At 64.1% G+C, this 12,872-nt stretch carries 5 protein-coding genes; 3 read left to right on the forward strand and 2 right to left on the reverse strand.

The genetic code is table 11. The annotated features are described in order from the left end of the window. Positions 1 to 109 precede the first annotated feature (109 nt). The gene (locus tag DESLA_RS19515) at positions 110 to 3,259 is read right to left on the reverse strand and encodes an efflux RND transporter permease subunit (protein ID WP_051434512.1); all 3,150 of its coding nucleotides are present in this window, start codon (positions 3,257 to 3,259) and stop codon (positions 110 to 112) included. Continuing rightward, positions 3,256 to 4,338 (reverse strand): efflux RND transporter periplasmic adaptor subunit, encoded by a 1,083-nt coding sequence (locus DESLA_RS0108335; protein WP_035261574.1) that lies wholly within the window; start codon positions 4,336 to 4,338, stop codon positions 3,256 to 3,258. Before DESLA_RS0108335 ends, DESLA_RS19515 begins: the two co-directional genes overlap by 4 nt. A 256-nt stretch (positions 4,339 to 4,594) precedes the next feature. Between DESLA_RS0108335 and DESLA_RS0108340 the strand changes: the two genes are divergently transcribed. The 3 genes from DESLA_RS0108340 to DESLA_RS0108350 are packed head-to-tail and all read left to right on the forward strand — an operon-like array spanning position 4,595 to position 12,806. Next, complete coding sequence (locus tag DESLA_RS0108340) at positions 4,595 to 6,361, forward strand: hypothetical protein (RefSeq protein WP_028572098.1); 1,767 nt, start codon at positions 4,595 to 4,597, stop codon at positions 6,359 to 6,361. Between the two features lie 7 nt (positions 6,362 to 6,368). Further along, positions 6,369 to 8,219 carry an autotransporter assembly complex protein TamA gene (locus DESLA_RS0108345; protein WP_028572099.1) on the forward strand — a complete coding sequence of 617 codons (1,851 nt, stop codon included), beginning with the start codon at positions 6,369 to 6,371 and terminating at the stop codon, positions 8,217 to 8,219. Between the two features lie 27 nt (positions 8,220 to 8,246). Beyond that, the gene (locus tag DESLA_RS0108350; RefSeq protein ID WP_035261575.1) at positions 8,247 to 12,806 is read left to right on the forward strand and encodes a translocation/assembly module TamB domain-containing protein; all 4,560 of its coding nucleotides are present in this window, start codon (positions 8,247 to 8,249) and stop codon (positions 12,804 to 12,806) included. Positions 12,807 to 12,872: the final 66 nt, after the last annotated feature.

The raw sequence follows: 12,872 nt of genomic DNA on the forward strand, positions 1-12,872 counted from the left end.
ATCAACCATGCCATGCCGGAAAAAGTTATGCAATCATGTTCTAAATTGGTTGCTCAACATCCAATGTGGAAGATACCGGACACACCGGACGTGCCAGGCACCGTCGGCGTCACGCCGGCTCCCGGTCCTTGCCCCCATGCAACCCCAGGGCCGTTCCCGGGAGGCTTTTGGACAGGGAGCAGAGCACGGGCACCACGATCAACGTCAACAGCGTGGCCACGGCCAGGCCGAAGACCACGGCCACGGCCATTGGGCCCCACCATTGGGCCGACTCGCCGCCGATGCTCCAGGTCAGGCTCTTAAAGTCGAAACTGACGCCGGTGGCCATGGGCATCAGGCCGAGGATGGTGGTGACGGCCGTGAGCATCACCGGTCGGAACCGAACCATCCCGGCTCGGAGCAGGGCTTCGGTGCGTTCCATGCCCCGCCCCAAAAGCTGCATGTAGTAGTCGATAAGCACGATGGCGTTGTTCACCACCACTCCGGCCAGGCTGATCACGCCGATCCCGGTCATGATGATCCCGAAGGCCGTACCCGTGACCAACAGCCCGAAGAACACGCCGATCAGGGAGAAGAGCACCGCGGCCAGGATGATCAGCCCGGGGATGATGGAATTGAACTGGGTGATCAGGATCAGGAAGATCAGGAAGATCACCGCCACAAAGGCCTTGCTCAGGAACTCCTGGGCTTTGGCCTGCTCCTCCTGCTCTCCGGTGAACTGGTAGGAATACCCCCGAGGCCATTCAAAACCGGCCAGAAGCCGCTCGATGTCCTCCAGCACGTCGTTGGCCAGGCGCCCGGAGACCGAGGCCGAAATCGTGACCACCCGGCGCTGGTTCAGGCGCATGATGTCCCCCACGCCGCTGCCCAGTTCCACTTCGGCCACGCTGGTCAGCGGGATGGGCTCGCCCTGGGGCCCGGAAATGGTCAGTCGCTTCAGGGACTCCAGGGAGTTTCGGGCCTCCTCCGGAAGCCGGGCCGTGATGTCGTACTCGTCCCGGTCGTCGCGCAACACCCCCACCCGCACCCCGCCGATGGCCGCCTTGACCGTATAGGCGATGGTGTAGGCGTCCAGCTCCATCAACGCTGCTTTTTCCTTGTCGATGTTGATTCGGATCTCCGGCTTGCCCTGAACGAAATTGTCCTTCAGGTCCACCAGTCCGGGGATATCCCGAATAGTCCGGCGAACCTGGGCCGACAGTTCGCCCAGGACCCGGATGTCCCGCCCGGAAATCTCCATGTTTACCGGCGGCCCGGTGGGCGGCCCCCCTTCTTCCTTTTCCACCTGGACCTCGGCCCCGGCAATGGTCGCCAGAAGGCGTTCGCGAATATCGTCCAGGGTCTTGGTGGAAGACTGGGCGCGATCGTGGAAATCCACGAAGTCCAGGGCCACCCGGCTCAGGTGCGTTCCCGGTCCGCCCGCGGCGAAGGGATCGCCCCCGGCGGAACCGATGTTCCCGATCACAAACTTGATGTCCGGGTATTCCATGACAATGTCTTCCACCTGGGCCACCAGCCGGTCCGAGGCGTCCAGGCTGGTGCCTTCCGGAGCGCGGATATGCACGTAGGCCCGGTTCGGGTCGGTCTCCGGGAAGAACTCCACCCCCTTGCCCCAGGTCCCGAAACCGACCATGGCCGCGACCAGCATCAGCACGGTCGTTCCCAGAACCACCAGCCGATGGCGCAGGGACCAAGACAGAAGACGGAGGTAGAGTCGCTTGATCCAGGGCTCATGGACCTCTTCCTGGTCGAGGTTTTCCATATCCTCGCTTTGTCGGGGCTTGGCCGGCCTGACGACCTGGTACCGGGCGGAAAGCACCGGGTTGACCACCAGGGCCACGAACAGGGAAGCAGAGAGAACCATGATCAGGGTCTTGGGCAGGAACATCATGAACTCACCCACGATGCCCGGCCAGAACAGCAGCGGGATGAACGCGGACAGGGTGGTCAAGGTGGCCGTGATCACTGGCCAGGCCACCTGATCCGTGCCGATCCGGGCCGCGACGGCCCGGGGCCGGCCCTGCTGCATGTGGCGATAGATGTTCTCCACCACGACGATGCCGTTGTCCACGAGCATGCCCAGGGCCAGGATCAGGGAAAAGAGCACCACCATGTTCAGGGTGATCCCGAACCCGGAGAGCAGGGCGAAGCCGATGAACATGGAATACGGGATGGCCAGGGCCACGAACACGGCCGAACGTCCGCCGATGAAGGCCACGATCACGGCGAGCACCAGAATCAAGCCGGAAAGAATGTTATTCTCCAGCTCGGAGACCATGAACCTGACATCCTCGGACATGTCCGAGGTGATGTCCAGGACCAGGTCCGGCGGCAGATCCGGCCTGAGCCGGTCCACCATGGCCCGGACCTCGTCACAGATCCGGACGATGTTCTCCCCGCTACGCTTTTGCACCGAAAGGGTCACACTGGGCCGCCCGTTAATCCGGCTGCGGGTCAGGGGGTCCTTGTGGGTGTCCTCAATCCGGGCCACGTCGCGGAGGTAAACGGGTCGTCCGTCGCGGACAAAGGCCACGATGGAAAAAATATCCGCCGGGTGTTTGAAATCCTCGGGAACCCGCACCAGATAACGGGTCTCGCCGATGTCCATACTCCCGCCGGGCATGTTCACGTTGCTCTGGGTCACGGCCTGGATCATGCTGGAAAAGGGCACGTTGTAGGCCCGGATGCGGTCCAGGTCGAACTCCACCCGGATTTCCCGATCCAGCCCGCCGCTTTCCAGGACGTTGAGCACCCCGGGGATGGTATCGATCTCGTCCTTGAGATCCTCGGCCCAGGTCTTCAGCCGGGCCAGGGAGTACGGGCCTGAGAGAACCACCCGGATCACCGGGATGTCCGAAAAATTGACCTCCGCCACCACCGGGTCGTCTTCCAGGTCCGAAGGCAGGTCCGCTTTGGCCTCGTCCACCTTGACCCGGACCTTCTGCAAGGCATCGTCGATGTCCACCGAGGGAATGAACTTCACCGCCACCGTGGACAACCCCTCGGACGAACTGGCCCGAATCTCCTCCACCCCGGACAACCCCTTGAGCTTGCGCTCAATGGGCATGGTGATCAACGTCTCCATGTCCTCCGGCGCCACGCCCTCATAGGTCGTGGTCACGAACACGTACGGAATGGTGATGTCCGGGAAGGCCTCCCGCGGCAAAGTCAGATAGGAATACACGCCGATGATCACCAGGAACACCAGCAAGGTCAGGACCGTGGCCTGGCGGCGCAAGGCCCATGTGTTGACGATCATCGCACCACCACCGCCGTACCTTCATCCACTTCGCGGTGCCCGGCCACGATCAGGCGGTCGCCGGGGTGCAGGCCGCTGGTGATCTGGATGCGGTCGCGTTCGATGACCCCGATCTCCACCTGGCGGGCCCGGGCCAGGCCGTCTTCTTCCACGTAGACCAGGCGCTCCCCGCCCCGGTCGATCAGTGCGGACAGCGGGATGGCCAGGGCGTCGGGGATGATCCGGCGCAGAAAGAGCACCCGGGCGATCATCCCCGGACGAATCCGGCCCTCGGGATTGTCCATGACCACCTGGGTGCGGAAGGTCTTGGTGGCTTGGTCGCCCCGAAAGGCGATGAAGTCGATGACGCCCGGAAACTCCTGGCCCTGAAAAGCATCCACCATCACCAGCACGGGCAGGCCCACCTCCAGAAAGCGGACATCCATTTCCGGAACCTGGACCTGGACCTTGATCTTATCAATGTCCACCAGTTCGACGACCACCTGGCCGCGGTCCACGAACTCGCCGACCTCGATCAACAGATCGTTCACCCGACCGGAGCTTGGAGTCCGGACCAAACCACGGTCGTACTCGATTTCAGCCTGACGCAACGCCTCCCTGGCCTGAACCTTCTCGCTGCGGATCTGGTCCAGTTCCTCCTCGGAAATAATCTGATCCTGGAACAATCGTTCCCGCCGTCGCAGCTGGTCCTCGAACAGCTCGAAGGCCGCCCGTGCCCTGGCCATGCCCGCGCCCAGGGCCGTGACGTCGACCTGGGCGATGACCTGACCGGGCCGGACGTGATCGCCCTCGCGCACGGAGAGCTTTTCAACCCTGCCGGCGGTCTCCGCGGCCAAGGCCACGCTCAGCCAGGGGTCCGCCGAACCGGGCAGCACGACCGCGTCTCGAATCTCTTGCGGCACGATCTCCTGAATCACCACGTTGACCCGACGCGGAGGGGCCGGTTCCCCAGACTCTCCTCGGGGTTCTTCGCCGGACGAGGGGGAACAGCCGGAGAGCGGAGCCAGACCGGCCAGAATCAGCAAAGCCAGCAGAATCAGCCGGACGAATGAAAACAAGAAATGCGTCGTCTTTTGCATGTGCGAATCCCCGCCTCGGGGGGAGAAAGATGGAGGTGGTTGCAAGGAAAGTCTTGATGGGATAAGAAATAAGGATATTGAATGTCGCGTCAACCGTCCTGATTGCCCGGCCTATCTACTCCCTTCCATGACCATGTTCAAGCTTTCCTTCACAGCGACCGGATACCGCGATCACCGTCGCATCAAAATAGGAAAGCCATATCACTGATGCCGACGGCTTTGCGCCGCCTCGGCTCAAACGTCCCTGGAGAGATGCATGCGCTCCTTCCCTTCTCTTTATTCATTTCACCGTCCGTTCCTGGCCCTGTTTTTCGCACTGGCCCTTGTCTGCGTTCCGCAGGCCGCGCTGTTCGCCCAACAAAACCCCGCCCCGGCACCCGACCTTACGGTCGCCACGGCCCCCGACGGTCCGGCCCAGGACCTGGAAGCCCGTCTTGACTCCGTCCGGTCGCAACTGGCTAATATCGCCCAGTCCATTCAGGACCGCCGCCAACACCTGGACGTCATGCGCCAACAAATGGCCGACGCGCAAACCGCCTCGGAACGCGCGGAGATGGAAGCGGGAATCGTCGAACTGGAGCGCTTGATCCAGGCTTCCAGGGCCACCTTCGAATCCGTGGCCACCGGCGGAGTGGACAGCTCCATCTTTCGCCACGAACCGGAAAGAGATTTTAATTGGCAGCAAGAACTTTTCGAAATCATCAAGCCTTTTCTGGATCAGCTCAATCAATTCACGGAAACCCCGCGCAACATCGAGCGGATCAACCGTGAAATATCCCAGGATCAGGCCAGGCTGAACGTGGTCAACCGGGCCCTGGCCAACATCGTCAACGTCAGCGCCGGAGTTCAGGACGAGCACTTGCTCGACCGTTTGCTGGCCCTGGAAAAATCCTGGCTGCAACGCAAGTCGGACCTGGAACTGGAAATCAACCTGCAACAGCTCCAACTCCAGGAACTGCGGGACGAGCAGAAAACCTTCTGGGACATGCTCCACCAGGGCATGCTTTCCTTTGTCCAGGGCCGCGGCCTGATCCTGATCCTGGCGGTCCTGGTCACCGCCGGGGTCTGGTTCCTGCTTCAGACCCTGCCCAAGGTCGCCCGCCGGAAGGAGGACGATGCGGTCGTCCTGAAACGCAAGCCCCACGCCAAACTGTTCTCCGTGGGCTATCAGGCGATTTCCGTCATCCTCGCCCTGTGCGCCCTGCTCCTGGTGCTCTACGTTTCCGGAGACTGGCTGCTTCTGGGCCTGGCCATGATCATTCTCGTCCTGGTTGCCGTGGGGTCCAGGACCTACCTACCCAAGTTCATGACCGAGGTCCGGATGTTGCTGGATATGGGGCCGGTCCGGGAAGGGGAGCGGATTTTCCTGAACGGAATTCCTTGGGAGGTCAAAAACCTGAACATGTACTCGACCTTGTACAATCCGGAGCTGCAAGGCGGCGTGCTGCGCGTGCCCCTGGGCGATCTGGCCAGCCGGATATCCCGCCCGGACGACCCGGAGGAACCCTGGTTTCCGACACGCAAGGACGACTACGTGATGCTTTCCGACGGCACCTACGGGCAGGTGCTGCTCCAGACGCCGGAGGTGGTTCAGATCAAGCACGTCGGATCCGTGCGCACCTTTTCCACGGGCTCCTTCCTCGGATCCTCGCCGCGCAACCTGACCCGCGACGGCTTCGGCTACGCCGTGACCTTCGGCATCGACTACCAGCATCAGGCCATCTGCCTGGAAGAGGTGCCGGGCATCTTCGAGACCGCGGTGACGGATGCCCTGAAGGCCTCGTTCAACGACGGCCTCGAATCCGTGTTGGTGGATTTCAAGGAAGCCGGGGCCTCATCCCTGGACTATCTGATCTACGTGATGATGAACGGCAAAACAGCCGGCTCCTACTGGGCCGTGGGCCGGATCATCCAGCAATCCTGCGTCCGGGTCTGCAACGAACGTGGCTGGATCATCCCCTTCACCCAACTCACCGTGCATCAGGGAGACGGCTTTGAGGCCCTGCGCACCGTTCGATCGTAGCCGCCGATTGCCGCGACTTCTCGTTTTCGCCCTGCTGCTGGCCGGCTTGGTCGCATCGACCAGGCCGGCCCAGGCCCAGTTCGACAACCTGCGGGCCCTCGTCCCGGAGACCCTGCACCAGACCTTGTTCGGCACGGACGCGTATCAGGTGGTGTTCGAAGGCGACCTGGACTCCGGTCTTCGGGACGTCCTGCGCTCGGTGTCCGAATCCCACGCCCTGCGCGAGCGCATACCGGCCACGGACCAGATGTTCCAGCGCCGCGCCCGGGCCGACATCCCCAACCTGCTTCGCGCCCTGCGCTCCGAAGGCTACTACGACGGACGGGTCGAGGCCCATGTCGATCCGCACGCTTCGCCGCCCCGGATTGTTTTTCAGGTCCAGCCAGGGCCTGCCTATCTGCTGAAGGCCGTGCATTTCGACGGCCCGGATTCCGAAGAGGGGTTCGGCTTTCCTCCTCCCGGTCCGGCCACTGCGGGCCTCGCCCTGGGCAGCCGGGCCAGAGCGCCGGAAATCAGCGGGGGCAAGGACATGTTCCGCGAGTTCCTGCGCGAAAACGGCCACCCCTTTCCCTGGGTCGCGCTCCGGGAAGTTCAAGTGGACCATGAATCCCAAACCCTTTCCGTATTCTACACCTTCAACCCCGGTCCTTCGGCCCGGTTCGGCCCGGTGATCGTGGAAGGCGAAGAGCGGGTCTCGCCGCGCTACATTTTGGACCAGGTTCCCTGGTCCGAGAACCAGCCGTTCCGGTCTTCCCAACTGCAAAGGCTGCGCGCCACGCTGATGCAGACCGGCCTGTTCACCATGGTGGACGTCTCCCATCCGGGATCGATCCCCGAGACATCCGTGTACAACGACCTCGGGAACAACGAGCTGCCCGTCACCATTTCCGTGGTGGAGCGCGTCCCCCGAACCGTCAAGGCCGGGGTGGCTTACGAAACCGACACGGGATTCGGCACGGCCCTGGAATGGGAGCATCGCAACATCCTCGGAAGCGGCGAACAATTTCGCACCCGACTCCACTTGGCCGAAAAACGGCAAATGCTCGAAGGCGAATTCCAGGTACCGGAGTTTCCCGACCCGTCCCAGTCCCTGACCATCCAGGGCAATATCGGCCAGGAAACAACCGACGCCCTGGAAAAAAAGGAGGCCGCGGCCGGGGCCATGATCAATCGCCGGCTGGACCGCTTCTGGTCCGTGGGCCTCGGGGCCACCTTCCGGTACTCGGAAGTTACCCAGCTCGGAAAAACCGAGACCTACGGCCTGATCTCCACCCCGGGCGAGCTGACCTGGGACATGCGCGACAACGTGCTCAACCCGGCCAGGGGCTGGCGGGTCCAGCTCCGGGCCGAACCGTTTCTGGACACGCTGGAATGGAACACGACCTTCTTCAAGCTGTCCGGCTCCCTCAGCGCCTATCTGCCCATCCTGGCCGAAGACCGCCTGGTCCTGGCCGGACGGGGGGCCCTGGGGTCGATTACCGGCGAAACCAACATGAACCTCCCCCCTGATCAACGTTTCTACGCCGGCGGAGGCGGCTCGGTCCGCGGCTACGCTTACCAGTCCATCGGACCGGAGGTGGACGGCAAGATCGTGGGGGGCAAGAGCATGGTGGAGGTGGGCACGGAACTGCGGCTGCGCCTGGAGAACAACATCGGTCTGGTGGCCTTTCTGGACGGCGGACAGGTGTTCAGCGAAACGGAACTCCAATTCCAGGACGATTTCCTCTGGGGAGCGGGTCTGGGGCTGCGCTACTACCTGGATTTCGGCCCCATCCGCCTGGACCTGGCCTTCCCGCTGAACCGGAGGGACAAGGACAGCGCGTTCCAGGTCTATGTGAGTATCGGGCAGGCGTATTGAGCACCAACACAAGGACGACAACGACGCATGACCGAATCGAATGCATCTTCAGCGCGGCATCCCGGGATAAAGAATCCACGTCGATGGTGGCCCTATCTGCTCCTCGCCCCGGTGGGACTGTTGATCACGTTTGTTCTGATCATCATCATCCTGCTCCGCACCGACTACGGCCTCAACCGCCTGGAAACCCTCCTCAACAACACCTTGGCCGACGTGGGCGGCCAGCAGGTCGCGCTATCCGGGCTGCATGGCCGGTTTCCCTTCGACCTTCGGCTTCGTGAATTGCGTTTAGCCGATGCCGAGGGGGCGTGGCTGGAGATCGATGAGGTCGTTCTGCGCTGGTCAGGACGGGATCTGCTTGCGGCCCGGGTGCGGATTCATGAACTCAGCGTGGACCGGGCGGAGCTGTTCCGCATACCCGCTTCGGACGAGCCCAAGCCGACCTCAGAGCCGGTCAAACCGGAATCCTGGGAGGCGCTCCTGGATTTTGAACCGCCTACGGCCTTTCCAAGGATGGCCCTGGACAATCTGGACATCCGGCGGATCATCCTGGCCCAAGCCGTGGCCGGGGACCGGATCGTCCTTCGCCTTCACGGCGACCTGGATGCCGGGGAGCACGGTGCCCGGATGAACCTCAGCGTGGACTCCCTGGCCGGACCAGCCGACGAGGCCGGCCTGCTCAGCCTGCGGGCCGGGTTTGTCCCGGAGACCGACCTCCTGGATCTGCGGCTGGCCTTCACCGATCCGGGCGGCTCCCTGGTCCCTCTGCTCGGCCTGCCCCCGGCCACGCCTCTGGAAGTGACCCTGGAGGGCGACGGGCCGCCCCTGGCCTGGGACGGCGTATTTTCGGTCCAGGCCGGAGAGCTGTTTTCCCTGCAAAGCAACCTGGGCTTGGCCTGGCCGGATCATCCCAGCCTGACCTGGCACGGGGAATTCACTCTCGCCCCCTCCCTGCTTCCCGACCCCGCCCAGGCCTTGCTGCCTCCCACGACGTTCCAGGTCCAGGCGTCCATGCCCAGGCCGGATTCGGTTCACCTGGCCGGATTCACGTTGCGCAACGCCCTGTTGGACCTGCATGTGGATGCGGAGGTGAATCTGGACCACTCCACCCTGCGCGGGGGGCTGCGCCTGGACGTGCTGGATACGGCCCCCCTGGCCGAGCTGGCCGGAGTGGAATTGGGGCCGCGCATCGGTCTGCGGGGCGACGTTTCCGGCCCCTTGACCAGCCCGGACATCCAGCTTGCCCTGCACCTGGCCGATATCTTCGCCGACCCGGTCCGAGTCGGCGGGCTGGACCTGGACGCCGCGATCCGGTTCAGCGACCCCGGCGAGACGCCGGACGCCCGGGTCATCTCCGTCGCGGGCACCATGACAACCCAGGGGCTGTACGTTCCGGACACGGCCCTGCCCCCGGACCTGACCGCGAACTTCGACGCGGCCTATCGCCTGGCGGACAATTTCCTGGACGTAACGTCCCTGAACCTGCTCGGCCAGGGCGTGGACATCCACGTCGCCGGGGGATACGGCCTGGACACTAACCGACTGGACGCCCATCTGGAGCTGCGGCCCAGCCCGATTCAGCCCTGGCTGGCCCCGTACGGACTAGAAGACGTCGCTGGCGAAGCCGACCTGCGGGCCACGGCCCAGGGCACGGTCCAGCCTTTGCGCCTGGATGTTGATCTGGACGCGGGACTGACCCACCTCGCGGGCCTGCCCGACCCGCTGCCTCAGCTCCTGGGCGCGGCTCCCCGGCTGCGCGGTCAGGTCCGGCTTGTACCGCCCAAGGACGATTCCGCGACAGGTCAGGGGCCGGGGATCATTCAGGCCCGGGACGTGCGCCTGCAAGCCCCCGGCCTGGGCCTGAGCGCGGAGGCCGACTTCACCCCGGCCACCGGCGAGCTGTCCGCCCAGGCCGCCCTGACCCTTCCGGACCTGAGCCTGGCCTCGCCGAACCCGGACCCGGACCCAGGTCTGGGCCTGGCCGGAGCGGCCGTGCTGAACATCCAGGCCCAGGGCGACGTCAGCCAGAATTTGGTCCTGCATCTCGATCTGCACAGCGACGACCTGCGCATTGCCGACCTGGAAGCCTTTCCGCTCCAACTGCTCGCAACCATCCACTCCCTGCCCGCGGCTCCCCGCGGCGAGCTGACTCTGTCCGCCTCGCCCCTGCAAGCCCCCCTGCTCCTGGAAACGGCCTTTGCCCTGGACGACTCCCTTCTCCGCCTCTCGGAGCTGGAATTGATCGTTCCCGAGGGCGCGCTGCACGGCCAAGGCGTCGTGGACCTGGACAGTCAGTTGGTCACGGCCCGCCTCCAGGGCCGCATCCGGGACATCGCGCCCCTGAGCGCCCTGGCCGGCCAGTCCCTGCACGGCGCTCTGGACCTGGACGTGGAACTCCAGCCGGACGTCACGCCCGATAATCAATCGGACGACCAATCGGACGACCAATCGGATGAACAGCCAAACGGCCCAGCCCCGGGCACCCAGAACGTCCGCTTGAGCGCAGGCCTGATCAATTTCCAGGCGGACTTCGGCACTCTGGCCGAACTGAACCTGAATGGCCGGATCCAGGACGCCTTGAGCGCCCAGGACGGACCGAAGCTGCACCTGGACGTGGCAGTCAAAGATTTTCAAGCCGGAGAAACCAGCGTCAATTCCCTGGACGCGACCATCACCGGATCACTCGCGGACCTGGTCCTGAACGCCACGACCCGGGGCCACGCCCTGCACCCCTTCACCCTCCGACTCGAAGCCGCCTACGCCGACCGGGATGGAAGCCATTCCGTGGAACTGCGCGATCTCACCGGTGACTGGGCCGAACAGCCCCTGCTGCTCACCGCTCCCGTCCACATCACCCTGGGAGAGCAGGAGCAGACCGTCTCCCCATTGCACCTGGAGTTCGGGCCGGCCATCGTCCGCGGCGATGCCCGGATCGGACCGGAAGACGCAGACCTGCGCCTGGGAATCGAAAGCCTGCCTCTGTCGCTCTTCACTCCGGATATTCTGGGCACGGTCACCGCCGGGGCGGTGCTCCAGGGTCCCACCTCGGCCTTGCGCGGCGACCTGACAGTGCTGGGCGAGAGCCTCCAACCAACGGGCACCAATCTGGAGAACGTTCCGTCCCTGGCTATCCAGGCCGACGCAGCCCTGGACGGAACAGCCATCACTCTGACGGCCGTGCTTCGCGAAAATGACACGACCACCCCCTTGCTCCAGGCCCAGGGGCATGTGCCCCTAACCCTCGGTCTCACCCCCGCAGGCCTGGACCTGCCCTCCGATGCTCCAATGAGAGCCACTATCCAAGGCGATTTGGACCTGGGCTGGCTGGGGAAAATCTTCCTCACGGACAGCCAGCTCCTGGCTGGGACGCTCAAGTTGGATTTCCAGCTCAGCGGCACCCTGGACGCCCCGCAACCCGCGGGAAGCATCCTGATCCGCCAAGGGAGCTACCAGCATCTCCTCCAGGGCGTTCTGCTCCAGGACATAGAGGCCGACGCCCAGGTCACGGACAAACGGTTCGAACTGACCTCCCTCTCCGCCACGGACGGCGGCCAAGGTCGCCTGCATGTCACGGGAGGGGTCGATCTCGACCCAGGGCAAAGCTTTCCCTTTCTGTTTTCAGTCCAAATGACCAGCATGAACATCCTGGACAGCCCCATGGTCCAAGCCAGGCTGGCCAATGTCGACCTGGCCGTCTCCGGCTCCACCGCGACCCAGGAGGTCAAGGGCGAAGTGGTCCTGGACCGTGTGGAAATTTTCCTCAAGGATCTGGGCGGCCCCCAGGTGGTGGATCTGCCGGTGGTGGAGACCAACAAACACCATGCCGCTTCAGCGGAACCCGTAACTCCGCCCACCCCCGCCCCGCCCCTCGTCCTGGACCTGGAAGTCCGGTTCCCGGCCCGGGTCTTCGTCCGCGGCCGAGGCCTGGATTCGGAATGGGGCGGCAACCTGCGGATCACCGGCACCGCCGCCCAACCGGTCATTCGCGGAGAGATCAGGCCCCAACGCGGCCGCCTGGATCTGCTGGGCAAACGGTTCACCGTGGCCCCGGAGAGCGTGATCCAATTCACCGGCGGACAGCCTCCCCTGCCCTTCGTCAACCTGACGGCCTATCAAACCCGGCGAGACCCGGACGGAGAGAAAACCTTCACCGTGCACATCAGCGGCGTCCCTCCGGACATTCCGCCCCCGACATTGACCTCCGACCCGCCTCTGCCCCAGGATGAAATCCTGTCCCAGATGCTCTTCGGCCGGTCCCTGTCCCGCATCTCCGCCACCCAGGCCGCCCAGCTGGCCCTGGCGGCCCGGGAACTGGCCGGTCACGGTTCCGGACTAAACCTGATGGGCACGGCCCGCGATCTGCTCCAGCTCGACGACCTGGACCTGATCTCCGGACAAGCCGAAGACATGACCCTGCGCGCCGGAAAATACATCCACAACCGCGTCTACCTGCGCCTGGACAGCGACCTGAAAACCGGCGAGGAAACAGCATCCGTGGACGTGGAACTCACCCCCCGGATCAACCTGGAAAGCACCCTCGGCCCCAAGGGAGGCGGGCTGGGATTGTTTTGGAAGCGGGATTATTGACCGCGTTCGTTGCACGGACCAAGGAAAGACGACGTGGAGTCCGCGAAAAAGAACGAGATACAACTC

This window comes from Desulfonatronum lacustre DSM 10312, assembly GCF_000519265.1.
Taxonomy (GTDB): Bacteria; Desulfobacterota; Desulfovibrionia; order Desulfovibrionales; family Desulfonatronaceae; genus Desulfonatronum; species Desulfonatronum lacustre.

Bases quoted from the DNA above. Each gene is read 5' to 3' on its own strand.
- DESLA_RS19515 (WP_051434512.1), bottom strand. From the start codon at position 3,259: ATGATCGTCAACACATGGGCCTTGCGCCGCCAGGCCACGGTCCTGACC.
- DESLA_RS0108335 (WP_035261574.1), bottom strand. From the start codon at position 4,338: ATGCAAAAGACGACGCATTTCTTGTTTTCATTCGTCCGGCTGATTCTG.
- DESLA_RS0108340 (WP_028572098.1), top strand. From the start codon at position 4,595: ATGCGCTCCTTCCCTTCTCTTTATTCATTTCACCGTCCGTTCCTGGCC.
- DESLA_RS0108350 (WP_035261575.1), top strand. From the start codon at position 8,247: ATGACCGAATCGAATGCATCTTCAGCGCGGCATCCCGGGATAAAGAAT.